The 23,341-nt window shown below is 72.0% G+C and carries 20 protein-coding genes and 3 pseudogenes; 13 read left to right on the top strand and 10 right to left on the bottom strand.

What is annotated here, in order from left to right:
- Window positions 1-9: 9 nt before the first annotated feature.
- Together ABZ457_RS16675 and ABZ457_RS16670 are read right to left on the bottom strand one after the other, a co-directional pair.
- A pseudogene (locus ABZ457_RS16675) lies at window positions 10-102 on the bottom strand (Scr1 family TA system antitoxin-like transcriptional regulator); the annotation flags it as partial.
- A gap of 67 nt (window positions 103-169) precedes the next feature.
- Window positions 170-1,846 (bottom strand): fumarate hydratase, encoded by a 1,677-nt coding sequence (locus ABZ457_RS16670; protein ID WP_359158290.1) that lies wholly within the window; start codon window positions 1,844-1,846, stop codon window positions 170-172.
- Between the two features lie 208 nt (window positions 1,847-2,054).
- Here ABZ457_RS16670 and ABZ457_RS16665 point away from each other — a divergent pair, with 208 nt between their 5' ends.
- Both ABZ457_RS16665 and ABZ457_RS16660 read left to right on the top strand, forming a co-directional pair.
- Window positions 2,055-2,711, top strand: coding sequence for a DUF1707 domain-containing protein (locus ABZ457_RS16665; RefSeq protein ID WP_359158289.1), 657 nt, complete (start codon window positions 2,055-2,057; stop codon window positions 2,709-2,711).
- Between the two features lie 153 nt (window positions 2,712-2,864).
- Complete coding sequence (locus tag ABZ457_RS16660) at window positions 2,865-3,230, top strand: WhiB family transcriptional regulator (RefSeq protein WP_359158288.1); 366 nt, start codon at window positions 2,865-2,867, stop codon at window positions 3,228-3,230.
- Between the two features lie 207 nt (window positions 3,231-3,437).
- Here the strand turns inward: ABZ457_RS16660 and glpX are convergent, their stop codons facing one another.
- The gene (gene glpX, locus ABZ457_RS16655) at window positions 3,438-4,469 is read right to left on the bottom strand and encodes a class II fructose-bisphosphatase (protein WP_359158287.1); all 1,032 of its coding nucleotides are present in this window, start codon (window positions 4,467-4,469) and stop codon (window positions 3,438-3,440) included.
- A gap of 131 nt (window positions 4,470-4,600) precedes the next feature.
- Here glpX and ABZ457_RS16650 point away from each other — a divergent pair, with 131 nt between their 5' ends.
- Together ABZ457_RS16650 and ABZ457_RS16645 are read left to right on the top strand one after the other, a co-directional pair.
- A complete protein-coding gene (locus tag ABZ457_RS16650; protein WP_359158286.1) occupies window positions 4,601-5,158 on the top strand; it encodes a DUF4245 domain-containing protein in 558 nt (185 codons plus the stop codon).
- Window positions 5,159-5,315: 157 nt separating this feature from the next.
- A complete protein-coding gene (locus ABZ457_RS16645; RefSeq protein ID WP_359158285.1) occupies window positions 5,316-5,906 on the top strand; it encodes a malonic semialdehyde reductase in 591 nt (196 codons plus the stop codon).
- 129 nt (window positions 5,907-6,035) lie between these two features.
- Here the strand turns inward: ABZ457_RS16645 and ABZ457_RS16640 are convergent, their stop codons facing one another.
- From ABZ457_RS16640 to ABZ457_RS16630, 3 genes are all read right to left on the bottom strand, one after another.
- Window positions 6,036-6,275: an exodeoxyribonuclease VII small subunit gene (locus ABZ457_RS16640; protein WP_359158284.1), complete on the bottom strand. Its 240-nt coding sequence runs from the start codon at window positions 6,273-6,275 to the stop codon at window positions 6,036-6,038.
- A gap of 120 nt (window positions 6,276-6,395) precedes the next feature.
- On the bottom strand, window positions 6,396-7,604 hold the full coding sequence (gene xseA / locus ABZ457_RS16635; protein ID WP_359158283.1) for an exodeoxyribonuclease VII large subunit: 1,209 nt from the start codon (window positions 7,602-7,604) through the stop codon (window positions 6,396-6,398).
- Between the two features lie 95 nt (window positions 7,605-7,699).
- Window positions 7,700-9,091 carry an APC family permease gene (locus ABZ457_RS16630; RefSeq protein WP_359158282.1) on the bottom strand — a complete coding sequence of 464 codons (1,392 nt, stop codon included), beginning with the start codon at window positions 9,089-9,091 and terminating at the stop codon, window positions 7,700-7,702.
- A gap of 125 nt (window positions 9,092-9,216) precedes the next feature.
- On the opposite strand from ABZ457_RS16630, the gene ABZ457_RS16625 reads away from it, so the two are divergent.
- Both ABZ457_RS16625 and ppgK read left to right on the top strand, forming a co-directional pair.
- Window positions 9,217-10,209 carry a 4-hydroxy-3-methylbut-2-enyl diphosphate reductase gene (locus ABZ457_RS16625; protein WP_359158281.1) on the top strand — a complete coding sequence of 331 codons (993 nt, stop codon included), beginning with the start codon at window positions 9,217-9,219 and terminating at the stop codon, window positions 10,207-10,209.
- A 110-nt stretch (window positions 10,210-10,319) separates the two neighbouring features.
- Window positions 10,320-11,060: a polyphosphate--glucose phosphotransferase gene (ppgK, locus tag ABZ457_RS16620; protein ID WP_359158280.1), complete on the top strand. Its 741-nt coding sequence runs from the start codon at window positions 10,320-10,322 to the stop codon at window positions 11,058-11,060.
- Window positions 11,061-11,090: 30 nt separating this feature from the next.
- Here ppgK and ABZ457_RS16615 read toward each other — a convergent pair whose 3' ends face one another.
- Window positions 11,091-11,612: a DUF6542 domain-containing protein gene (locus tag ABZ457_RS16615; RefSeq protein WP_359158293.1), complete on the bottom strand. Its 522-nt coding sequence runs from the start codon at window positions 11,610-11,612 to the stop codon at window positions 11,091-11,093.
- A gap of 327 nt (window positions 11,613-11,939) precedes the next feature.
- Between ABZ457_RS16615 and ychF the strand changes: the two genes are divergently transcribed.
- Complete coding sequence (ychF, locus tag ABZ457_RS16610) at window positions 11,940-13,049, top strand: redox-regulated ATPase YchF (protein WP_359158279.1); 1,110 nt, start codon at window positions 11,940-11,942, stop codon at window positions 13,047-13,049.
- Between the two features lie 135 nt (window positions 13,050-13,184).
- On the opposite strand, the pseudogene ABZ457_RS16605 reads toward ychF, so the two are convergent.
- Window positions 13,185-13,342, bottom strand: a pseudogene (locus ABZ457_RS16605) (NAD-dependent protein deacetylase 1); the annotation flags it as partial.
- Between the two features lie 297 nt (window positions 13,343-13,639).
- Here ABZ457_RS16605 and ABZ457_RS16600 point away from each other — a divergent pair.
- The 4 genes from ABZ457_RS16600 (at window position 13,640) to ABZ457_RS16585 (ending at window position 17,716) form a co-directional block, all read left to right on the top strand.
- The gene (locus ABZ457_RS16600; protein ID WP_359158278.1) at window positions 13,640-15,289 is read left to right on the top strand and encodes an alpha/beta fold hydrolase; all 1,650 of its coding nucleotides are present in this window, start codon (window positions 13,640-13,642) and stop codon (window positions 15,287-15,289) included.
- On the top strand, window positions 15,289-16,881 hold the full coding sequence (locus ABZ457_RS16595) for an alpha/beta fold hydrolase (protein ID WP_359158292.1): 1,593 nt from the start codon (window positions 15,289-15,291) through the stop codon (window positions 16,879-16,881). Before ABZ457_RS16600 ends, ABZ457_RS16595 begins: the two co-directional genes overlap by 1 nt.
- Window positions 16,882-17,180: 299 nt before the next feature.
- Window positions 17,181-17,465 carry a type II toxin-antitoxin system prevent-host-death family antitoxin gene (locus ABZ457_RS16590; protein ID WP_359158277.1) on the top strand — a complete coding sequence of 95 codons (285 nt, stop codon included), beginning with the start codon at window positions 17,181-17,183 and terminating at the stop codon, window positions 17,463-17,465.
- Window positions 17,462-17,716 (top strand): Txe/YoeB family addiction module toxin, encoded by a 255-nt coding sequence (locus ABZ457_RS16585; RefSeq protein ID WP_359158276.1) that lies wholly within the window; start codon window positions 17,462-17,464, stop codon window positions 17,714-17,716. Before ABZ457_RS16590 ends, ABZ457_RS16585 begins: the two co-directional genes overlap by 4 nt.
- A 179-nt stretch (window positions 17,717-17,895) precedes the next feature.
- Here ABZ457_RS16585 and ABZ457_RS16580 read toward each other — a convergent pair.
- Window positions 17,896-18,496, bottom strand: a pseudogene (locus tag ABZ457_RS16580) (hypothetical protein); the annotation flags it as partial.
- Window positions 18,497-18,716: 220 nt separating this feature from the next.
- Here ABZ457_RS16580 and ABZ457_RS16575 point away from each other — a divergent pair.
- Together ABZ457_RS16575 and ABZ457_RS16570 are read left to right on the top strand one after the other, a co-directional pair.
- Window positions 18,717-20,291, top strand: coding sequence for a S8 family peptidase (locus tag ABZ457_RS16575; protein WP_359158275.1), 1,575 nt, complete (start codon window positions 18,717-18,719; stop codon window positions 20,289-20,291).
- Window positions 20,292-20,645: 354 nt separating this feature from the next.
- Window positions 20,646-21,674: a DUF4190 domain-containing protein gene (locus ABZ457_RS16570; protein WP_359158274.1), complete on the top strand. Its 1,029-nt coding sequence runs from the start codon at window positions 20,646-20,648 to the stop codon at window positions 21,672-21,674.
- Window positions 21,675-21,762: 88 nt separating this feature from the next.
- Here ABZ457_RS16570 and ABZ457_RS16565 read toward each other — a convergent pair whose 3' ends face one another.
- Entirely contained in the window at window positions 21,763-23,175 is a 1,413-nt protein-coding gene (locus ABZ457_RS16565; RefSeq protein WP_359158273.1) for a glycoside hydrolase family 18 protein, read from the bottom strand.
- Window positions 23,176-23,341: the final 166 nt, after the last annotated feature.

Here is a 23,341-nt window from a genome sequence, read left to right as displayed (position 1 = left end):
CCGATCTTAGAAGATGTCCGGGTGGTCCTCGAAGCGCAGCAGATTGAAGGCACCTGCCAGTCCAGGATGCTCACCCGCCGAGAACGGCAGTACCTGTACCCGGGCACCACGCTCCGCGCGGTGTCCTCAATCGCCGGACGGGCTGAAAAGCCCTCCGGCGCCAAGGGCGTCAGCCCAGCCCCGGCCCCCGCACCGGAATCGCCGTGAACGTCGGCGCCGGAGCCGGCTCCGTGAAGAAGTCGTTCCCCTTGTCGTCCACCACGATGAACGCCGGGAAGTCCTCCACCTCGATCCGCCAGACCGCCTCCATGCCGAGCTCCTCGTACTCGACGACCTCGACCTTCTTGATGCAGTCCTGCGCCAGCCGCGCCGCCGGGCCGCCGATCGAGCCCAGGTAGAAGCCGCCGTGCGCCCCGCACGCGTCCGTGACCTGCTTCGAGCGGTTGCCCTTCGCCAGCATGATCTTCGAGCCGCCCGCAGCCTGGAACTGCTCCACGTAGGAGTCCATCCGGCCCGCCGTCGTCGGCCCGAAGGACCCCGACGCGTACCCCTCCGGCGTCTTCGCCGGGCCCGCGTAGTAGACCGGGTGGTCCTTCAGGTACTGCGGCATGTCCTCGCCCGCGTCCAGCCGCTCCTTGATCTTCGCGTGCGCGATGTCGCGCGCGACGACCAGCGGGCCGGTCAGCGAGAGCCGGGTCTTGACCGGGTACTTGGTCAGCTCCGCCAGCATCTCGTCCATCGGCCGGTTGAGGTCGATCCTCACGACCTCGCCCTCCTCCGCGAGCTGCTCGTCCGTGGTGTCGGGCAGGAAGCGCGCCGGGTCCTTCTCCAGCTGCTCCAGGAAGACGCCCTCCGCCGTGATCTTCGCGACCGCCTGGCGGTCGGCGGAGCAGGAGACCGCGACGGCCACCGGCAGGGACGCGCCGTGGCGCGGCAGCCGGACCACGCGCACGTCGTGGCAGAAGTACTTGCCGCCGAACTGCGCGCCGATGCCGATCTTCTGGGTCAGCTCGAAGACCTTCTTCTCCAACTCCTCGTCCCGGAAGCCGTGCCCGAGCTCGGAGCCCTCGGCGGGCAGCTCGTCCAGGTAGTGCGCGGAGGCGTACTTCGCGGTCTTCAGCGCGAACTCGGCGGAGGTGCCGCCCACCACGATTGCCAGGTGGTACGGCGGGCACGCGGCGGTGCCCAGCGAGCGGATCTTCTCCTCCAGGAACCTCATCATGCTCGCCTCGTTGAGGACGGCCTTGGTCTCCTGGTAGAGGAAGGACTTGTTCGCCGAGCCGCCGCCCTTCGCCATGAAGAGGAACTTGTACGCGCCGCCGTCGGTCGCGTACAGCTCGATCTGCGCGGGCAGGTTGGAGCCGGTGTTCTTCTCCTCCCACATGGTCAGCGGCGCCATCTGCGAGTAGCGGAGGTTCAGCTCGGTGTAGGCGTCGTAGATGCCCCGGGAGAGCGCCTCCTCGTCCCCGCCGGAGGTCAGGACGTTCTGGCCGCGCTTGCCCATGACGATCGCGGTGCCGGTGTCCTGGCACATGGGCAGCACCCCGGCCGCCGCGATGTTCGCGTTCTTCAGCAGGTCGAGCGCGACGAACTTGTCGTTGGACGACGCCTCGGGGTCGTCGATGATCCGGCGGAGCTGGGCGAGGTGCGCGGGGCGGAGGAAGTGCTGGATGTCCTTGATCGCCTCGGCCGCGAGGGTGCGCAGGGCCTCCGGCTCGACCTTGAGGAAGGTGCGCCCGTCGGCCTCGAAGGTGGAGACACCCTCGGAGGTCACCAGCCGGTACGGGGTGGTGTCCTCGCCCAGCGGGAGCAGATCCGTATACGCGAACTCCGGCATGTCGCCCATTCCTCACTTCACAGACAGCAGCGTGCCTCCGTTGGCAGCGCCATCCAGGGTAGGGCGAGCCCCGGAGCCGGACCTTGTGAGGTAAGGCTCACTTGCCGCCGCCCCGGTCCGGGCCCGGCTCCGGCTCCTGTCCCTGTCCGGTTCCGCGCCGCGCCGCGCCGTGTGCCACCCCTGGTCGCGATCTATCGCGTTTCGCTACGCTGGTTCCGTGGACCTCGAGAAGCACTCCCAGAAGCCGGCCGCCCCCGCCGACGCCGAGCCGGCCCTCCGTGCGTCCGACGCCGACCGGGACCGCATCGCGGACATCCTGCGGGACGCGCTCGCCGAGGGCCGGCTGGACGCCGAGGAACACGCCGAGCGGATCGACGCGGTCTACCGCGCCAAGACCATGGGCGAACTGGAGCCCCTGGTGCGGGACCTGCCCGCGACGGGGCACCGGTCCGCCGCGGCCGCCCGCGCCGAGGACGGGGACGACACCGCACCCGCGGAGAACCTGGTCGCCGTCTTCTCCGGCTCCACCCGCAAGGGCCGCTGGCGCGTCGGCCGCCGCACCAACGCCTTCTCCCTCTTCGGCAGCGTCGAGATCGACCTGACCCAGGCGCTGTTCCGCCAGCGCCTCACCGTCATCAACGCGACGTCGATCTTCGGCAGTGTGGAGATCCGCGTCCCGGAGAACATCACCCTGCGGGGGAGCGGCACGGGTGTCTTCGGCAGCTTCGAGGTGGTGACCCTGGAGGCGGAGGACCCGGAGGCTCCGGTCGTGGTCGTCAACGGGTACTCGGTTTTCGGCAGCGTCGAGGCGAAGCCCAAGCGGGGGCGCAGGATCTCCGACCTCCACGGCCGCCTGCGCAAACACCTGGGCTGAACACCCGGCGCGTGCGGGGGATTTCACGCCGTGCGCGGCCGCGCGTGATCCCGCGCCTCCCGGCGGTGTGCCACTCAGTGCATAGGCGTGCGCACAGCGGGTAGGGACTGCTGCATCGTCTCTCGCTCGCGAATTCGTCGTCAGGAGTAGACCGTGCTGCAACTGCCGCCTCAGTCCCTGCAGGTAGCCGCGCAGGTAGCCGCCGTTCCCCGCCAGCGCGTCCCCACCCGGGACGACGAGGCCGGGCCCTGGCACGCGGAGGCGGCCTGCCGCCGCGACGAGGCGGGGCTGTTCTTCGCGCCGTCGAAGGAGCCCACGGCCGCGCGGCTGTCCCGCGAGGAGGCGGCCAAGCGGGTCTGCGCCCGCTGTCCCGTGATGATCGAGTGCCGTGAGCACGCCCTCCTCCAGCCCGAGCCGTACGGCGTCTGGGGCGGGCTCACCGCGGCCGAGCGGCGGGTGGTGCTGGCCCGGCGGCGCCGGCGCGAGACGGAGGTCAAGAAGCCCGCGTCCGCGGCCTGAGACGCGTCGCGCGGGCCGGGCCGCCTCGTTCCGCCGCGCGGTTCGGGCAGGACACGCGCGACACCGGCGGCCCGCCGCACACCCCGCACCACGGTCGTACGCAACGCGAGAGGCGCCCCTCCGCACAGGGGCGCCTCTCGTGTGCGCGTTCGCCGTGGCCGTGAGCCGGTCGCCGCGACGCGGCCGCGGCGACCGGGGCCGCCGCGCCTACTGCGCGCGGTCGAAGTCGATCTGGCTGTACGCGCGCAGCTTGGAGAGCCGGTGCGTCGAGTCGATCTGGCGGATGGTGCCCGACTTGGACCGCATCACCAGGGACTGCGTGGTCGCCGTCTCGGCCCGGTAGCGCACCCCGCGCAGCAGCTCGCCGTCGGTGATGCCGGTGGCCACGAAGAAGACGTTCTCGCCGCTGACCAGGTCGTCGGTGGAGAGCACCCGGTCGAGGTCGTGCCCGGCGTCGATCGCGCGCTGCCGCTCCTCGTCGTCCTTCGGCCACAACTTGCCCTGGATCACACCGCCCAGGCACTTGATCGCGCAGGCCGAGATGATGCCCTCGGGCGTACCGCCGACACCGAGCAGCAGGTCGACGCCGGTGCCCTCCTTGACGGCCATGATCGAGCCCGCGACGTCGCCGTCCGAGATGAACTTGATCCGGGCGCCCGTCTCGCGGATCTCCTTGACGATGCCCTCGTGGCGCGGGCGGTCCAGGATGACCACGGTGACATCCTCGGGGGAGGAGTTCTTCGCGCGGGCGACGCGGCGGATGTTCACCGAGACCGGGGCGTTGATGTCGACGAAGTCGGCGGCCTCGGGGCCGGTGACCAGCTTGTCCATGTAGAAGACCGCGGACGGGTCGAACATGGTCCCGCGGTCGGCGGCGGCCAGCACGGCGATGGCGTTCGGCATGCCCTTGGCCGTCAGCGTGGTGCCGTCGATCGGGTCCACGGCGATGTCGCACTCGGCGCCGGTGCCGTCGCCGATGCGCTCGCCGTTGAACAGCATCGGCGCCTCGTCCTTCTCGCCCTCGCCGATCACGACGACGCCGTTCATCGAGACGGTCGAGACGAGGGTCCGCATGGCTTTGACGGCGGCGCCGTCGGCGCCGTTCTTCTCGCCGCGGCCGACCCAGCGGCCGGCGGCCATGGCGGCGGCCTCGGTGACCCGGACGAGCTCAAGGGCGAGGTTGCGGTCGGGGGCCTCGGGTGAGACCTCCAGTTGGGACGGCAGCTGATGCTCGGTCATCGGGAGCGCACCTTTCTGTACGACGCGACGGCCGTAGGTAAAGAGGGTGGTGCCGACTCTATCGGTACATCGACAAACTGAGCAGAGGGGGCCACGTTTGAGCACGGACCCCGGATGCGACCATAGGCGGCGTGGCAGGCAATCGAGGCAGACAGACAATCCGCGGCATGATCCAGTCGATGGCGGTCATCGGCATCGTCGTGGCCGGTATCTACATGCTGGTCCCGCACGACGAGAACGCGGACCCGATCAAGGAGCAGGACTACCGCGTCGAACTCCTGACGGCGCGCCGCGCCGCCCCGTACCCGATCGCGGCCCCCGAGGGTCTGGGCACCGGCTGGAAGGCCACCTCGGTGCGGTTCGACGGCGCGGACGCCCACGCGTGGCACCTCGGCTTCCTGGACCCGGACCGCCAGTACGTGGCCGTCAAGCAGTCCTCGGCCGAACCCCGTGACAAGTACGTCCGCGAGGTGACCCACGAGGCGCGCCCGACCAAGGAGACCCGCACGGTCGGCGAGCGGACCTGGCAGCGCTGGGAGGGCCCGAAGTACGACGCCCTGGTGCTGACCGCCGACGGCGCGACCACGGTCGTCCTGGGCACGGCCTCCGAGGACCGGCTCGCCGAGATGGCCGGCGCGCTGGTCGCCGAGCGCGGCGAGAAGCCGTCCGCCGCCCCCTCCGCGTCGTAGGCGGAGCCCGCCGAAGGGCGACCTGACCCGGCTCACCCCGCATCGGGCTGTGTGAGTCGGGTCACGTGCGCCCGCATTTTTGTTGAACTTTAATCAAATGCGGTACCGTGGGGCTCGTTAGTTGGTTGGCCCATGATTCGCCCCCGGGAAGGTTCCCATGTCCCTCGTTCTTGACCCCACCGCGCAGGACCTGCTGTTCCGCGAGGCCCGTACCGCGAACACCTTCACCGGCGAGCCGGTGACCGACGAGCAGGTCCAGGCGATCTACGACCTGGTCAAGTACGGCCCGACCGCCTTCAACCAGACCCCGCTGCGCATCGTGCTCGTCCGCAGCGAGGAGGCCCGCGAGCGCCTGGTCGCGCACATGGCCGAGGGCAACCAGCCCAAGACCCGCACCGCCCCGCTGGTCGCGATCCTGGCCGCCGACAACGAGTTCCACGAGGAACTGCCGGCCCTGCTCCCGCACTTCCCGCAGGCCAAGGACATGTTCTTCAGCGAGCGCCCGGCCCGTGAGCCGGCCGCCCTGCTCAACGCCGCCCTCCAGGCCGCCTACTTCATCGTCGGCGTCCGCGCCGCCGGCCTCGCGGCCGGCCCGATGACCGGCTACGACGCCGCGGGCATCCAGAAGGAGTTCCTCGACGGCGACCACACCCCGCTGATGGTCGTCAACATCGGCCGCCCCGGCGAGGACGCCTGGTTCCCGCGCTCCCCGCGGCTCGCGTACGACGAGGTCGTCACCACGGTCTGAGGCGCCCCCGGCCGCCCCCCTGTAGGGCGTTCGCGGCCGCATACGCTCATGGCACGGCGAAGGCCGCCGCTCCCGGTCCTCCCGGGAGCGGCGGCCTTCGCCGTACGCGTGCGTGCGGGCCGGTGCCCGCTACTCGCTGTCCGCCGACGCGCCCTCCGGCGGCGCGGACTCCGCCAGCGCCGCGTCCAGGCGCGCCCGGGCGCCCTCCAGCCAACGCCGGCAGACCTTGGCCAGCTCCTCGCCGCGCTCCCACAGGGCGAGCGACTCCTCCAGCGTGGTCCCGCCCGCCTCCAGCCGGCGCACGACCTCGATCAGCTCGTCCCGTGCCTGCTCGTAGCCGAGCGCGGCCTCTTCCGTCTTGGCAGCCATGTGATCCACCCTAAATTTGAGCCTGCTGAGCCTGCTGAGCCTGCTGAGCCTGCTGAGCCTGATCTGCCCGATGAGCCTGACGCCCCCGAGGTCCCCGGCGTCCCCGCTGTCCCCAGGGCCTCACTCCTCCACCCGGACCGCGAACTCGCCCTCGGCGACCCGGGCCCGCAGCCCGTCCCCCGCCGCGACCTCCTCAGGGGAGCGCACCACCGCGCCGTCCGCCCGCTGGAGCACCGCGTACCCCCGCTCCATCGTGGCCGCGGGGGAGAGGGAGAGGACCCGGGCGCTCGTGTGCGCCAGCTCCGAGTCCGCCCGGTCCAGGAGGTGGCCGAAGACCCGGCGGCCCCGCGCCAGCAGGGCGTCCACCTCGTCCTCGCGCTGCTCCACCATCCGCTGCGGATGCTCCATGGACGGCCGGGCCAGCGCGTGCGCGAGGCCGCGTTCCTCGCGGTCCAGCAGCCCCCGCACCGTGCGCAGCGCCCGGTCCCGCAGCATGCCCACCCGCTGGAGCTCCTCGCCGACGTCCGGGACGACCTTCTTCGCCGCGTCCGTCGGGGTCGACGCCCGCAGGTCCGCCACCAGGTCGAGGAGGGGGGTGTCCGGTTCGTGGCCGATGGCCGAGACGACCGGCGTCGAGCAGTCGGCCACCGCCCGCACCAGCTGCTCGTCCGAGAACGGCAGCAGATCCTCGACGCTGCCGCCGCCCCGGGCCACGATGATCACGTCCACGTCCGGGTGGTCGTCCAGCTCCTTCACCGCCTGGACCACCTGCGTCACGGCGTGGACACCCTGGACGGCGACGTTCCGCACCTCGAAGCGGACCTGGGGCCAGCGCCGGCGCGCGTTCTCCAGGACGTCCCGTTCGGCGGCCGAGGCGCGCCCGCACACCAGGCCCACCCGGTGCGGCAGGAACGGGAGCGCCCACTTCCGGTCGGCGGCGAACAGGCCCTCCGCGCCCAGCGCCCGCTTCAACTGCTCCAGCCGCGCCAGCAGTTCACCGATGCCGACCGGCCGTATCTCCGTCGCGCGCAGCGAGAGCTGGCCCCGGGGCGCGTACCACTCCGGCTTGGCGAGCACCACCACCCGCGCCCCCTCCGCGACCACGTCGGCGACCGCGTCGAAGACCTGCCGGAAGCAGGTGACGCCCACCGAGATGTCGTACGAGGGGTCGCGCAGGGTCAGGAACACGACACCCGCGCCCGGGCGCCGCGAGAGCTGGGTGATCTGCCCCTCCACCCACACCGAGCCGAGGCGGTCGATCCACCCGCCGATGAGGCGGGACACCTCGCCGACGGGCAGGGGCGTCTCCGCGGACGTGTTGAGAGCCATACGGGGGAGCGTATCGGCCGCCTGTGACAATCCCGGCGTCCCGAACCGGCCGCGTGCCCCGGCCCCGTGCCCGTGTCCCGGGCCCGTGCTCCCCCTCACCCCGTCCCGCGCCGCCCCCACTGCACCGAGAGCACCACCAGCCCCACCCCCAGCCACACCACGCCCACCACCTGAGCCGAGGCCGCCGCCTCCACGATCACCGCGACCAGCACCGCCGTGCCCACCAGCGGCACCACCAGATGCCGCAGCCAGTCCGGCGGCCCGTCCATCCGGCGCACCACGAACCAGCCGACCACACTCGCGTGGAGCAGCACGAACGCCGTCAGCGCCCCGATGTCCACCACCGACACCAGAAGATCCAGACCGTCGTCCCGCTGGGCCGCCCACACCGCGGCGACCATCGTCACCACCGCCGCGACCAGCAGGGCCAGCCGCGGAACCCCGCCGTCCGTCCGGGCCAGCGCCCCCGGCAGCCGCCGGTCGCGGGCCATCGCGAACAGCAGCCGCCCGGCCGCCGCCTGCCCCGCCAGCGCCGCGAAGGCCGCCCCGATCGCCTTGCTCACCGCCACCAGGTCGTGCAGCCAGGTCCCGACCGAGGCGTCCACCGCGTCGTAGAACGCCGCCCCCTGCCGGGCCGGCTCCGCCGCCAGTTCCGCCGAGGACACCGGGGTGAGCAGCGCCGCCAGATACGTCTGGAGGACGAACAGGGTGCCCGCGAGCCCCAGGCAGAACAGCACCGCCCGCGCCACCTTCCGCGAGCCGCCCGTCACCTCCTCCGCGAAGGAGACGATCGCGTCGAACCCGAGGTAGGAGAGGACCGCGACCGACACCGCGCCGAGGACCGCAGCCAGGGAGAAGGCCGCGTCACCCGTCAGGGGCGACAGCCAGTCCCGCCGCGGCCCGTCCGCGACCAGCACCGACACCGCCGCGGCCACGAAGACCAGCAGCACCGCGATCTCCATCGCCAGCACCGCGAAGCCCACCCGGGCCGCCGCCCGCACGCCCCACAGGTTCAGCGCGGTGGTCACCACCACGGCGATCGCCGTCCACACCCACCGGTCCACCGCCGGAACCAGCGCCTCCATGGCGATCCCCGAGAACAGATACGCCACCGCGGGGATCAGCAGATAGTCCAGCATCGCCATCCACCCGGCGACGAACCCCGGCGCCTCGCCCAGCCCCTTGCGGGCGTAGGTGAACACCGACCCGGCCTGCGGCGCGACCCGGACCATCTGCGCGTAGCTCGAAGCGGTGAACGCCATGGCGACCGTCGCGACGAGGTAGACCAGCGCGACCGCGCCGCCCGACTTCGCGTCCAGGGTGCCGAACACGCCGACGGGCGCCATGGGCGCGATGAAGAGCAGCCCGTACACGACCAGGTCCCGGAACCCCAGCGTCCGCCGCAGCTCGCTGTGCCCCGGACCCGGCTCCTGCCAGGGGCGCCGCCCCGGTCCCCGCCCGGCCCTGCCCGCCGTGGCCCGCCGCATGGTGTCCCTCCCGCTGCCGTCCCCGGGCGCCCCGGGCGCGTCGCCGGCGTGCCGGGCCCGCCGTACCGTCCCGGGCCAGTCTGCGGCCGGGCGCCGATTACCTGCCCGTTCTGGGCGGCCTTACGATGGGACGCATGACTGCTGCGCCGACTGCCCGACGCGTCCTCCTCGCCGCTCCCCGCGGCTACTGCGCGGGAGTCGACCGCGCCGTGATCGCCGTGGAGAAGGCCCTGGAGCAGTACGGGTCGCCCATCTACGTCCGCCACGAGATCGTCCACAACAAGTACGTCGTGCAGACCCTGGAGAAGAAGGGCGCGATCTTCGTCGAGGAGACGGCGGAGGTCCCCGAGGGCTCGATCGTCATGTTCTCGGCCCACGGCGTCGCCCCGACCGTCCACGCGGAGGCCGCCGAGCGCAAGCTCGCCACCATCGACGCGACCTGCCCGCTGGTCACCAAGGTCCACAAGGAGGCCGTGCGCTTCGCCAAGGAGGACTACGACATCCTCCTGATCGGCCACGAGGGCCACGAGGAGGTCATCGGCACCTCCGGCGAGGCCCCCGAGCACATCACCCTCGTCGACGGCCCGGACGACGTGGCCAACGTCGAGGTCCGCGACCCGGACAAGGTCGTCTGGCTCTCCCAGACCACGCTCTCGGTCGACGAGACGATGGAGACGGTCGGCGCGCTGAAGACCAAGTTCCCCGGTCTGATCTCCCCGCCCAGCGACGACATCTGCTACGCCACGCAGAACCGCCAGATCGCGGTGAAGCAGATGGGCGCCGAGGCGGACCTCGTGATCGTCGTCGGCTCCAAGAACTCCTCCAACTCCGTCCGCCTGGTCGAGGTCGCCCTCGGCGCCGGCGCCAAGGACGCCCACCTGGTCGACTTCGCCGAGGAGATCGACGAGGCATGGCTGGAGGGCGTCTCGACGGTCGGCGTGACCTCGGGCGCCTCCGTGCCGGAGGTGCTGGTGGAGGGCGTGCTGGAGTGGCTCTCCCAGCGCGGTTACGAGGACGTCGAACTGGTCAAGGCGGCCGAGGAGTCCATCACCTTCTCCCTCCCGAAGGAGCTCCGCCGCGATCTGCGCGCGGAGGCGGCGAGGCTGTCGGGGCAGTGACGCGCGGGCCGGCCGGGGCGGTGGTGCTCCGGGTAGCCCGGTCCGCCCCGGGGGGTGCTCTCCGGCCGTCCTCGCCGTCACGGTCGGCTCCGGGTCGTAACGTTGGGTCCATGAACGTCTTCGGAGTGGACATCGGCGGATCCGGGATCAAGGGCGCTCCCGTGGATCTGGAACGGGGCGACCTGGCCGAGGCGCGCCACAAGGTCCTCACCCCGCACCCGGCGACGCCGGACGCCGTCGCGGACGGGGTCGCCGAGGTGGTGGGGCACTTCGGCTGGAGCGGGCCGGTCGGCATCACCTTCCCCGGGGTCGTCACCCACGGGGTCACCCGTACCGCGGCCAACGTGGACAAGGGCTGGATCGACAAGGACGCGGCCCGGCTGCTGGGCGACCGGCTCGGCGGCCTGCCCGTGACGATCCTGAACGACGCGGACGCGGCGGGCGTCGCCGAGACGACCTTCGGCGCCGGGCGCGGCCGCAAGGGCACGGTCATCGTCCTCACCTTCGGCACCGGCATCGGCAGCGCTGTCTTCACCGACGGCCGCCTGGTGCCCAACACGGAACTCGGCCACCTGGAACTGCACGGCCACGACGCCGAGAAGCGGGCCTCCACCAAGGCCAAGGAGGACCACGACCTGAGCTGGGAGCACTGGGCCCGGCGGGTGACCAAGTACCTCGCGCACGTGGAGATGCTGTTCTCGCCCGAGCTGTTCGTGATCGGGGGCGGCGTCAGCCGCAAGGCCGAGAAGTTCCTGCCCCTGATCGAGGGCATCCGGGCGGAGATCGTCCCGGCCGAGCTGCAGAACAACGCGGGGATCGTGGGGGCGGCGATGGCGGCGGCCGGCCGCTGAGTGCCCGGCCGGGGCCGGGCGGGGCCGGGCTCAGCCCCTGGACGTCGGGCGGCGCACGGGGCGGGCCCGGTCGCCGCCGGTGCCGCCCCCCGGCCTGGCGGCTGCGGCCCCGGCCCCCTTCCGCCGCCGTCCCATCGCCCGCACCTTCCGCACACAGGTGATCAGCCCGGCGATCAGGGTGCCCCCGTACAGCCAGCCCGCGTGCACCGCGAGGGAGGTGATCACGGCCATCGTCTGCCCGCCGATACCGCCCTCGCCGCCGGAGATCGGCACGATGCCGACCGCGAAGGCGATGGGCACGATGACCGGCGCCATCACCAGGTCCGCTTCCCGTACCCAGAACGCGGTCAGGGCGCTGACCAGCAGGAACAGCACGCCGTACACCGCGGCCGAGCCGTCCAGCAGCAACCAGTCGAAGAAGCCCAGCACCAGCATCACGGCCGCGGCGAAGAGACCGGCGCCCAGCCCCGTCAGCCGGGGGTTCGGGAAGCGCCGCAGCGCGACGGCCGCCGGGCTCGCGGGCCGGGGGGCGCGGGCCGGCACCACGGGCACGGCGGGGCCGTCCGCGAGCGCCCCGCGCGCGGGAAGGGGCCCCCGGGCGGGCCGTTGCGTACGCTGCGGGCGCTGCCCGGCCCCGGGACGACGAGTCTTGTGCTGCTCCACCCTCACAACGTAGGTCTCCGGACACCGCCGTACAGGTACCAGACACGCCCTTTGGCCGACCTTGGCCGTGCGTTCGACCGCGGGCCGCGCCGAGCGGGCCCCGAGCCGGGGCGCGGGCGGGGCCGGGCCGGGTCCCGGCTGCCGTCACCGGCCGGCGCGGGCCGCCCGTAAACTGGGGGATCGGCCCACCACCCACCCACTCAGGAAGTCGCCAACGTGTCGCTCACGATCGGAATCGTCGGTCTGCCGAATGTCGGCAAGTCGACCCTGTTCAACGCCCTGACCAAGAACGACGTGCTGGCGGCCAACTACCCGTTCGCCACCATCGAGCCGAACGTGGGCGTGGTCGGTGTCCCCGACACCCGCCTGACGAAACTGGCCGAGATCTTCTCCTCCCAGCGGATCCTGCCCGCGACCGTCGACTTCGTCGACATCGCCGGCATCGTGCGCGGCGCGAGCGAGGGCGAGGGCCTGGGCAACAAGTTCCTGGCGAACATCCGCGAGTCCGACGCGATCTGCCAGGTCATCCGCGCCTTCAAGGACGAGAACGTCGTCCACGTCGACGGCAAGGTCTCGCCGAAGGACGACATCGAGACGATCAACACCGAGCTGATCCTCGCCGACCTCCAGACCATCGAGAAGGTCCTCCCGCGCCTGTCGAAGGAGGCGCGCATCAAGAAGGACGTGGCCCCGAAGGTCGCGGCCGTCGAGGCGGCGAAGGAGATCCTGGAGCGCGGCGACACCCTCTTCTCCCAGGGCGTCGTCCAGGGCTCCGAGAAGGCCGAGCTGCTGCACGACCTCCACCTGCTCACCACCAAGCCGTTCCTCTACGTCTTCAACGTGGACGAGGACGAGCTGACGGACGACGCCTTCAAGGACGAGCAGCGCGCCCTGGTCGCCCCGGCCGAGGCGATCTTCCTCAACGCCAAGCTGGAGGCGGACCTCGCCGAGCTGGACGACGAGGACGCGATGGAACTCCTCCAGTCCGTCGGCGCCGAGGAGCCCGGCCTCGCCATCCTCGCCCGCGTCGGCTTCGCCACCCTCGGCCTCCAGACCTACCTGACCGCCGGCCCCAAGGAATCCCGCGCCTGGACCATCAAGAAGGGCGCCACCGCCCCCGAGGCGGCCGGTGTGATCCACACCGACTTCCAGAAGGGCTTCATCAAGGCCGAGGTCATCTCCTTCCCCGACCTCGTCACCACCGGCTCCGTGGCCGAGGCCCGCGCCCAGGGCAAGGCGCGCATGGAGGGCAAGGACTATGTGATGCAGGACGGGGACGTGGTGGAGTTCCGGCATGGAGGAACCTCTGGGAGCGGGAAGAAGTAACCACGCCTCAGCACCCGCTTTCCCAGAACGAGAGCCCCGCGACCAGCCACTCCGGTCGCGGGGCTCCGTCGTTGACGCTCCGTCGGAAGAGCAGCTCGGGCTCAACTTCCCCGAAGCATCCGCAAGAAGAACGAGCCCCTCGCCGCGGTAGTCGGGGAGCCCGACTCCGCGGAGATCCCCGCCCCGCCGAGCACCGGCACACCTCCCGAACCCGGAGCGTCCACGGCGGGCCCGAGATCGGTGGTGCCCGGCGGTAGGTCCTCGGCGGGAGACCGGCTCAAGGTGGGGCGCATGCCGCCCAGGGCACGAAAAGCGCCGTCGGGGGCGCTCGGCGCGCGGGATCACCTCGGCCGGCTCAGGGGCGCCCGCCGGGTTGCTTCGAGTGGAGTCAACAAGTGGTGCACGGGTCTGCCCCGCCAGAGGCTGACGTACGCGGTGCCCGCCGAGCGACGCGGTGGCGGGCACCGCGTCGCTCGGAGCGGTCCCCGGCCCTCCAGGCACGGGGCGGGCGCAGTGACGAAGCACGGCGTTCCGCGGCCCCGGCGGCCCGAGGCGCACGCGGTACCAAGACCCCGGAGAAACGAGATCACATGGCAGAGAAGGACATCGGGACGGAGCCTCGGCCCTCCGCCCGGGAGAGCGGCGAGACCGTACGCCGGCGGACGCGGCACGGCTTCGCCCGGCGACGTTCATGGGGCGCGAGCACCGGGAGCACCCTGGTCGTGGCCGGCCTCGCCCTCCTGAGCGTGCTCGGCGCCGCCCCCGGCAGCGCCGCGCAGCCGACCGGGAAGGGACCCGCGCCGGGGGCGCCGCCCCGATTCGTGCCCGCTCCGTGCCCGGACACGCCGGAGCCCATCCCCGGACGGTGCGGGTTCCTGGAAGTGCCCGAGAACCGCGCCCACCGCAGCGGGCGGACCATCCGGCTGACCGTGGCCGTTGTTCCGGCCGCGACCACGAAACCCGCCGAGGACCCGGTCGTGTTCATGGAAGGGGGCCCAGGTGGTGACGCGATCGGCGCCATCCCCTTCCTGATCGACTCGGGCGTCAACCAGGATCGCGACCTGATCGTCATGACCCAGCGCGGCGCCCTCCACTCGCAGCCGAACCTCGCCTGTCCGGAGGTCGACCGCTTCAACGCCGAGGCCGTCGGCCTGCGCTACGACGCGCCCTCCACGGGGCAGCGCCTGGTGCGCGCGGCGAAGGCGTGCCGGGACCGCCTGACCGCCGCGGGTGTCGAGCTGAGCGCCTACAACACCACCGAGAACGCCGCCGACTTCGCCGACCTGCGCAAGGCACTGGGCCTCAAGAAGTGGAACGTCTACGGCTACTCGTACGGCACCGAACTCGCCCTCACCTACCTGCGCCGGCACCCGCAGGGCATCCGCTCGGTGGCGATCGACTCGGTGGTGCCCCCGCAGATCGTGAGCCTGCCGTGGACCTGGGACAGCGCCCGGGAGGGGATCGGTGAGATCCTCGCGGCCTGCGAGGCCCAGCCCCGCTGCAGGAGCCGCTACCCGGACCTTTCGCGTACCCTCACCCGGCAGGTCCGCCGCCTGGAGGCCCACCCCCTCACCCTCACCGTGCCGCCGCCGGGAGGAGGAGACCCGGTGAAGGTGGTCCTCGACGGGGGAGCCCTGGTGAACCTGCTGGTCGCCGACGGCTCCGTGCTGCCGGCCGCCGACGTTCCCGCGGCGCTCGACGAACTCGCCCACGGAAACCCCGAGCGCTTCGCGCGCGCCCGCGCTGCTGGTGCGCAGCCCGCCGTCGGCGAGTTCGCCCACGGACTGACGAACTCGGTGGCCTGCGCCGAGTGGGCGCCGGGCTTCTCGGAGGCCGACGTGCTCCGGGCGGGGCGCCGGGCCTTCCCCGGATGGCCGGACACGGTGCTGGCCCAGCCGCCGCAACTGCCTTTCCAGTACGACGTGTGCCGCGTCTGGGACGTCCCGGACCGCACCGCGGTCCAACGCGTGGCCACCTACAGCAAGGTGCCCACGCTCATCGTCAGCGGAACCTTCGACGCCAAGACCGGCGCGAGCTGGGGCCCCTACACGGGCCGCACGCTGCCTCGCTCGACCGCCGTGCGCATTCCCGGGATCGGCCACTTCGTGGTCCCCCAGTCGCCCTGCGCGCAGAGCGTCCTCGACTCCTTCCTCACCCGTCCCACCGCGCCCGACACCAGCTGCGTGGCAGGACTCAAGCCGAAACCGTTCACCATCACTCCCGAGCCGGAGACCCGATGATGTCCCTCCCCCCACCTCGCCACCCACGCACCACCCCCGGACGACTCCCCACCCTGCTGGCCGCCGCCACGACGGGAGCCCTTGTCGCCACCCTCGCCGCGACGCCCGCCCAGGCCGGACCCGGCCACGGGGCACCCCTCGGCACGGTCGCCCGCACGGTCGGTGACGCCCGCTTCGCGCCGGGCCCCTGCCCGCGGACGGCCGACCCGGTTCCCGCTCTGCAGACGGCCCGCTGCGGGACGCTCACCGTGCCCGAGAACCGTTCCCGGCCCAAGGGGCGGAAGATCACCCTGTCGGTCGCGGTCGTGCCCGCCGCCACCGGACGACCGGCACCCGACCCGATCGTGTGGTTCGCGGGCGGGCCCGGCGACGACGCGATCTCCGAGATCCAACTGGCGCTCGACGGCAACCTGAACCGCGACCGCGAACTCGTCTTCATGTCCCAGCGGGGCACCTACTCCGCCGACCCCGAACTCACCTGCCCCAACATCGACGAGTTCAACGCGCGCGCCCTCGGCCTCGTCTCCAACGCCCCGTCCACCGGACGCCTGCACGTCCGGGCCACCCGGACCTGCCGCGACCGCGTCGACGCCCGTGGCGCCGACCGCAGCACCTACAACGACATCGAGAGCTCAGCCGACTACGACGCCCTGCGCAGGACCCTGGGCCTCAAGCAGTGGAACGTGTTCGGCATCTCCTACGGCACCCACCTGGCGCTCAACTACATGCGCCTGCACCCGAAGGGCATCCGGTCGGTCGGCATCGACGGCGTCCTGCCACCGTCCATCGCCGGCGGGGCCCTCACCTGGAAGGCAGCACGGGAGGGCTTCGACGGCCTGTTCGAGGCGTGCGCGCGGCAGCCCGACTGCAACGCCCGCTACCCGCATCTGAAGGCCACCTTCCTGCGCCTCGTCAGCGAGCTGGAGGCCGACCCGATCACCACCACCGTCACCGTCCCGGTCCACCCGGAACCGGTGAAGGTGGTACTGGACGGGAGCAACCTGGTCACCTGGCTCACTTCCGCCACCCACGTGGCGGCCGGTGTGCCCCGCTCCATCGACGAACTCGCCCAGGGCAACCCGCAGCGGATCGCCGAACAGCTCGCGGGCGGCAGGTACAGCCCGCAGGCCATCGGGAGGGTCGCCCACGGCCTCGTCTACGGCATCTTCTGCAGCCAGTGGACCCCGTACGAGAGCGAAGCGGATGTGATCCGGGGCGGGCGGCAGGCGTTCCCGACGTTCCCCCGCTCGATGCTGGCCAACGCCCCGCAGCTCGCCTGGCTCCACGACGACTGCCGGGCCTGGAACGTCCCGGCGGCACCGCCCTGGATCCGGGACGTCACCCGCAGCGACATCCCGACCCTGCTCCTGTCCGGCGGTTTCGACGCCCAGACCGCACCGAGCAACGGCGCGTACGCCGCCCGCACCCTGAGCCGCTCCACCGCCGTCACGGTCCCCTACGTCGCCCACGTGGTCTTCGCGGACTCCACGTGCGCACAAACCATCACGACCTCCTTCTTCAGGACCCCGACCCGCCCGAACACCCGCTGCCTGGCGGGCCTCCAACCACCCCAGTTCGACATCGCCCCGTAGACCACCCGGCGACGCCCCACCCCGGCCGCAGCAATGCGGCCGGGAACCAGCGAACCAACGGACGTCCGTCCGTCGAGACCCGTGCATCGTGAAACGTGCAGGTGAGCTGACCTGGAGCGGACCATCGCCCGCCGAAGCGAACTGAACCCGTGACAAGGGGTCGGCTCCCGAGGGCCGGCCCTTGGTCATGTGCGGGCAGGGGTGGGTGTCGGGCCTCCCGGTCACCGGTCAGGCGTCCGCGGCCCGGATGTGACGGAAGTGGTACGTTATTCGGTACCACAGTCGGGAAGGGGTAGGTCATGTCGATAACCGCGAGTGAAGCCCGTAAGGCACTCTTTCCGCTGATCAAGAAGGTCAACGACAACCACGAGGCCATCGAGATCGTTTCCAAGCACGGCAATGCGGTGCTCGTCTCGGCCGAGGACTACGCGGCCCTGCGCGAAGGCTCGTACCTGCTGCGCTCTCCGGCGAACGCTCGCCGCCTGCTCAAGGCGTACGAGAACGCCCTGTCCAACATCAACGTGTCCGAACGGGATCTGATCGATCCCGACTCACCGGATGCGGCCCGTGAGGGTGCGGCGTGAGGCTTGTCTTCGAAGGTCAGGGCTGGGAGGACTACACGTCCTGGCTCAAGAACGACCGGAAGATACTCGCTCGGATCAACAAGCTCATCGAGGACGTCACGCTCGAACCCTTCACCGGGATCGGCAAGCCCGAGCCGCTGAAGTACCACTTGCCCGGGGCGTGGTCGCGGCGGATCGACGACGAGCACCGCCTTGTCTACCTGGTGACAGACAAGGAGACCATCATTCTCGCGGCCCGCTACCACTACTGACATCCCGACGCCTTCGCCTACGGCTTGCCAAGGGCGGGCGCGGAATCTCGGGTGGGCTGCGGTACCCGACGGAGGGTCAATCCGTCGGCTACCGGTCGGGTCAGCCGGAACTCGGCTTGGCCGCGACCTGGTTGACCAGGTCGCGGCACTTCGTGGTGTTTTTGAAGAGCGGTGCGAGGTAGGCCGCGGCGGGCCAGGTCCGCCTGGGCGGTGCGGAGTCGGGGCTCGGTGACCGTCAGGAACTCGCCACCCGACTCGCGGACCGCGCGGAGGATCTGGCGGGCCCGGGGCGGGTTCGGGATCGGGTGCCCTCGTCCGGCAGCGCGCCCCCGAGGTCCTCCCGCAGCTCGTAGACATAGGTCTTGGTGCCGTGCAGGAAGTGCGGGTTGTACACATGGCCGGCCGCGACCACCCGGCGCGGCCCCGGCCGGCGGGCCGGTTCGGCGAGCGTCACCCGCGCCCCGGTCCTTGAACGACAGGGTCGGCGTCGGGGAGTCGAGTTTGGCCGAAACGGTAGGGGTCAGCTCCACCAGCGGAGTTCGTCCCTCCCCGAGCGAGATCCCGGGGGACCCGGTCCCCGGGCCCGAGGGCCCGGGGGGCGCGAGCGGCAGCGCTTCCGCGTACCGCCAGAGGGAGTCGACCCGGTGGGGGAGGGTGTCCCGGGGCACCGCGCCGGCGCCAAAGGGCCAGGTCGAGGGGCCCCTGGCAGCCGGGGCAGCGCCAGATGACAGAATCGCCCGGCCATTCGTTTCTGCAGTCGGGGCACTGACAGCGCGTCATGGGTCGTCCGCATGGCAGCCGTGTGGCGCTTGTGTTTCACAGCGCCCCGGCCTCTTGTGCGATTCCTATGGATCGGTCAATCTTTCGGTCGGCGGACGTGCAAGGGGGAACCGCCTGTTGATGCCGAATCGTTGACGAGCCGTCGGTGATTCGGAGGCTCCCCTCTCGCGTTTGTCATGACCCCCACAGCAGCGCACCACCTATGAGGAGGACCCCTCACATGTCTGTGATGCGTAACTCGCGGCGAAGAATCGTCGCGGCCAGCGCCATAGCCGTCGCCGCCCTCGCGGCCGGCACGGTCTCCGCCCTTCCCGCCGCGGCCGAGCCGGCCCCGGAGGGTGTCATCGCGAACGCCGGCGCCCCCGGCGCGATCAAGGGCAGCTACATCGTGACGCTCGACGAGTCCGAGGCAGACGCGGGCTCCAAGGAGGGCAAGGCCCTCGCGGCCGAGTACGGAGCCAAGATCAAGCGGACGTTCAACGCCGCGGTCAACGGCTACTCGGTCCAGCTCACCGAGGCGCAGGCCAAGAAGTTCGCAGCGGACCCGGCCGTCGAGTCCGTCGTACAGAACCGCACCTTCACGATCACCGGCACCCAGCCGAACCCGCCGTCCTGGGGCCTCGACCGGATCGACCAGCAGTCGCTCCCGCTGAACCAGAGCTACACCTACCCGGACCCGGCCGGTGAGGGCGTCACCGCCTACATCATCGACACCGGTGTCCGCATCGCCCACAGCGACTTCGGCGGCCGCGCCGTCGACGGCTACGACGCCATCGACAACGACAACACCGCGCAGGACGGCAACGGCCACGGCACCCACGTCGCCGGAACCGTCGCCGGCACCGCCCACGGCGTCGCCAAGAAGGCCAAGATCGTCGGCGTCCGCGTCCTCAACAACCAGGGTTCCGGCACGACCGAGCAGGTCGTCGCCGGTATCGACTGGGTGACGCGGAACGCGGTGAAGCCGGCCGTCGCCAACATGAGCCTCGGCGGCGGGGCGGACCCGGTCCTCGACGCGGCCGTCCGCAACTCGATCGCCTCCGGCATCACCTACGCGATCGCGGCCGGAAACAGCGGTGCCAACGCGGCCAACTACTCGCCGGCGCGCGTGACCGAGGGCATCACCGTCGGCTCCACCACCAGCACCGACGCCCGCTCCAGCTTCTCCAACTACGGCAGCGTGGTGGACATCTTCGCGCCGGGCTCCTCGATCACGTCGGCCTGGCACACCAGCAACTCGGCGACGAACACGATCTCCGGCACCTCCATGGCGGCCCCGCACGTCGCGGGCGCGGCGGCGCTGTACCTGGACGGGAACCCGACCGCCACTCCGGCGCAGGTCTCGGCCGCGCTCACCTCCGCCGCCACCCAGGGCAAGGTGACCAACCCCGGCTCCGGTTCGCCGAACCGGCTGCTGAACGTGGGCGGCGGCGGCACCACGCCCCCGCCCGGAGCGAAGTTCGAGAACACCGGCGACTACACGATCCGCGACAACGCCACGGTCGAGTCGCCGATCACCGTCAGCGGTGTGACCGGCAACGCGCCGTCGAACCTGGCCGTCTCGGTCGACATCAAGCACACCTACATCGGTGACCTGAAGGTCGACCTGGTCGCGCCCGACGGCTCGGTCTACAACCTGAAGGCGTTCGGCTCCGGCGGCAGCTCGGACAACGTGATCACCACCTACACGGTGAACGCCTCCTCCGAGCCGGCCAACGGCGTCTGGAAGCTGCGGGTGGCGGACAACGCCAGCTGGGACACGGGCAAGATCGACGCCTGGTCGCTGCAGTTCTGAGGTACCCGGCTGTGCGCTGAGGCGCGCGCCGGCGCAGTGAGGGAGGGGCGGCCGTCCGCGGCCGTCCCTTCCGCGTTCCCGGGCCGCCCGCGCCGCCCGGCCCGGTCCAGCCCCGCCCCGCCCGGCCCGGTCCAGCCCCGCCCCGCGCCGCCCGGCCCGGTCCAGCCCCGCCCCGCGCCGCCCGGCCCGGCCGGGCCCCGTGTGCCGGGACCGCCCCGCGCCTGCCGTCCCCGCCGTGCTTCGTCGTATGATCCGCGCGCCGTTCCGAACGCGCGCGGCCGATCGGTCCGGGTCCGCCGGAACATCCGGACACACCGGACGCCGATCCCTTTCAGCACCGAGGAGCACCGAGTCGTGGACCCCGCAGCCCCCGGCGGCCGGCCGGACCCGCAGCAGCCGTGGGGCGCGCCCCCGTACCCCCAGCAGCAGCCCGCGGCCCCGCAGCAGCCGTACGGGACGCCCCCGCCCGGCTACGGCCCGCCCACCACCCCGTACCCGTACGGCGGCGGCTACGGGCCCTACCCGCCGCCCTCGCGCCAGGGCGGTGACTCCCACAACGGCCTCGCCATCGCCGCCCTCGTCACCGGCATCGTCTGCTGCCTCCCGCCCCTGGGCCTGGTCCTCGGCCTGATCGCGCTCCGCCAGATCCGGCGCACCGGGCAGCGCGGCAAGGGCATGGCCGTGGCGGGCGTCGCCCTGTCCGCGGTCAGCACCCTGCTGGTGGTGGTCTGGACGGTCTCGGGCGCCGCGGGCGACTTCTGGCGCGGCTTCAGCGAGGGCGTGGACGAGGCGACGAACTCCAGCAGCCCCTTCGACCTGGAGAAGGGCGACTGCTTCGACATCCCGGGCACGGAGGTCCCCGACGAGACCGAGACGACCTCCGTCCCGACCGTCGACTGCGCGGAGCCGCACGACGCCGAGGTGACCGGCGGCTACCGCCTGCGGGGCTCGGACGGCTACCCCGGCTCGGCCGCGGACGACACGGCCATGGAACGGCGGTGCAACGACATCAGCGACGCCCATGTGCCCGACCCCACCGCCCTGGCACCGCACATCGCCAACTACTACTACCTGCCGACCCGGGAGAGCTGGGCCCTCGGCGACCGGACGGTGACCTGCGCCCTGGCGGCCACCGAGGGCAAGCTCACCGGCACCCTGGCGGACGGCGCCGGCACGGACGAGGGCACGGGGGAAGGCACCGACGGAGCCACCGGCGGCACGGACGGCACCGGCGGCACGGACGGCGGCGCCGAGGCGGTGACGGACGAGGCCGCCGGGACGGGCGGGACCGCCGGCCCCGGCGAGCGCGCCCCGGCCGCACGCGCCGCCGCACGCACGGCCGCCGCCACGGCGCGCACGCCGGACGGCGGGACCGGCGCCTGAGCCGGCGCCGGTCCCGCCTGCCCCGTCCCGGAGCGGCCCGCCCCGGGACGGGGGTTCTCAAGGGCGTCCGGGCAGGCGGACGCGGGCCTCAGCGGCGCCCGAGCCCCCGGTCGACCGCGGTCATCAGCTCGCCGTCGGCCGTGTCGCCGTCCAGCGACCAGAACATCGCGCCGCCCAGGCCCATCGACCGCACATACGCGGACTTGGTGCGCAGCACCTGCGGGTCGTCGTAGGTCCACAGGGTCGTGCCGTCGAAGATCCACGCGTGCCCGTTCCGCAGATCGCGGTGGATCTTGTACGTGCCCGACCGGGCCAGCTTCTTGAGGGCCTTGTAGTCCTCGTAGCCGTTCGCCCAGGTCGCCGGGGCCGGGCCCGCGGCCGGCTGGTTGAGGCCGTCGCCGCCGCCCGTCACCCCGGTCCAGCCCTGCCCGTAGAACGGCATGCCGACCACCAGCTTGCGTGCCGGAGCGCCCCGGCGCAGCCAGTCGCGGACGGTCTGGTCGACGCTGAAGTCGCCCCGGGCGCGCAGTGCGGACTGCTGGTTGGTGACCGGCTCGCCCGAGACATGGAAGTCGTAGCCCTGGAGGGTCACGAAGTCGAAGTCCCGCATGATCTTGGGGACTTCGAAGCCCGCGTCGATCTTCTCCGGCGCGGTGGGCACGAAGGCGGTCAGCTCGTAGTGCCTGGGCTTCGGCCTGTGCTTGCCCTTGCCGTCGCCGTGTCCCTTCGCCTTCGCCTTCGCCTTCGACTTCGCGTACGCGTCGAGCTGGGAGCGGAACTCGCGGACCAGGGCGGTGAAGTTCTTCTTGTCCTCCGGCCGGAAGACGGTGTCGGTGTCGCCCGCCGAGCCGGGCCACTCCCAGTCCAGGTCGATGCCGTCGAAGAGCCCGGCCGCCGCGCCTTCGCCGCCGCGGGCGCCGTCGACCGGCAGATTGCCCTTGATGTAGAGGTCGATGCAGGAGGAGACCAGGGCCTTGCGGGAGGCGGGGGTGCGGACGGCGTCCGAGAAGTGGGTGGACCAGCTCCAGCCGCCGAGGGAGATCATCACCTTGAGCCCGGGGTGCTTGGCCTTGAGCTCGCGGAGCTGGTTGAAGTTGCCGGCCAGGCGCTGGTCGGGGGTGTCGGCGACGCCGTCCACGGAGTCCGCGGCCTCCAGCGGGCGCGCGTAGTCCGCCCAGGCGTCGGCCTCCCCGGGGATGTTGCCGGTGAAGCACTTGCCCTCGGCGCTGACGTTGCCGAAGGCGTAGTTGATGTGGGTGAGTTTGGCGGCCTGGCCGCTGGTGTCCATGTCCTTGACCTGGAAGTCGCGGCCGTAGACGCCCCACTGGGTGAAGTAGCCGACGCGCTTGTACACGGGGGCGGAATGCCGGTCGCCGGGCCGGTCGCCGTGGCGTTCCCCGGGCCGGTCGCCGCCGGTGGCGGCCGCGGCGGGGGCCAGGGTGGCCACGAGGGAGAGGGCGCTGACGGCGACTGCCGTGCGGAGCAGGGTGTTTCGACGCATGGGGCTGGGCTCGTTCCTGTGCGTGTGCCGACGGGGGATGAGCGAAGTCGTGCGTGCACGCAGGAAGTTATTGGTCTGGACCATTAGGGTCAAGGGGTCGGGCGGTTCGTCCGTGCATACCCGGGGTAAACCCCCGCTCACCGGTAAGTCATCACATCGGGTGAAA

The sequence above is a fragment of the Streptomyces sp. NPDC005805 genome (genome assembly GCF_040630445.1).
GTDB lineage: Bacteria > Actinomycetota > Actinomycetes > Streptomycetales > Streptomycetaceae > Streptomyces.
The sequence above is the reverse complement of the archived record's forward strand: the minus strand, read 5'-3'. Positions and strand labels throughout refer to the sequence as shown.

What these genes read in the sequence shown, in the direction of transcription:
- ABZ457_RS16565 (WP_359158273.1), bottom strand. Translation starts at nt 23,175, where the DNA reads ATGCGTCGAAACACCCTGCTCCGCACGGCAGTCGCCGTCAGCGCCCTC.
- ABZ457_RS16595 (WP_359158292.1), top strand. Translation starts at nt 15,289, where the DNA reads ATGTCCCTCCCCCCACCTCGCCACCCACGCACCACCCCCGGACGACTC.
- glpX (WP_359158287.1), bottom strand. Translation starts at nt 4,469, where the DNA reads ATGACCGAGCATCAGCTGCCGTCCCAACTGGAGGTCTCACCCGAGGCC.
- ABZ457_RS16600 (WP_359158278.1), top strand. Translation starts at nt 13,640, where the DNA reads ATGGCAGAGAAGGACATCGGGACGGAGCCTCGGCCCTCCGCCCGGGAG.
- ppgK (WP_359158280.1), top strand. Translation starts at nt 10,320, where the DNA reads ATGAACGTCTTCGGAGTGGACATCGGCGGATCCGGGATCAAGGGCGCT.
- ABZ457_RS16645 (WP_359158285.1), top strand. Translation starts at nt 5,316, where the DNA reads ATGTCCCTCGTTCTTGACCCCACCGCGCAGGACCTGCTGTTCCGCGAG.
- ABZ457_RS16625 (WP_359158281.1), top strand. Translation starts at nt 9,217, where the DNA reads ATGGGACGCATGACTGCTGCGCCGACTGCCCGACGCGTCCTCCTCGCC.
- ABZ457_RS16630 (WP_359158282.1), bottom strand. Translation starts at nt 9,091, where the DNA reads ATGCGGCGGGCCACGGCGGGCAGGGCCGGGCGGGGACCGGGGCGGCGC.
- ABZ457_RS16640 (WP_359158284.1), bottom strand. Translation starts at nt 6,275, where the DNA reads ATGGCTGCCAAGACGGAAGAGGCCGCGCTCGGCTACGAGCAGGCACGG.
- ABZ457_RS16575 (WP_359158275.1), top strand. Translation starts at nt 18,717, where the DNA reads ATGTCTGTGATGCGTAACTCGCGGCGAAGAATCGTCGCGGCCAGCGCC.
- ABZ457_RS16590 (WP_359158277.1), top strand. Translation starts at nt 17,181, where the DNA reads ATGTCGATAACCGCGAGTGAAGCCCGTAAGGCACTCTTTCCGCTGATC.
- xseA (WP_359158283.1), bottom strand. Translation starts at nt 7,604, where the DNA reads ATGGCTCTCAACACGTCCGCGGAGACGCCCCTGCCCGTCGGCGAGGTG.
- ABZ457_RS16670 (WP_359158290.1), bottom strand. Translation starts at nt 1,846, where the DNA reads ATGGGCGACATGCCGGAGTTCGCGTATACGGATCTGCTCCCGCTGGGC.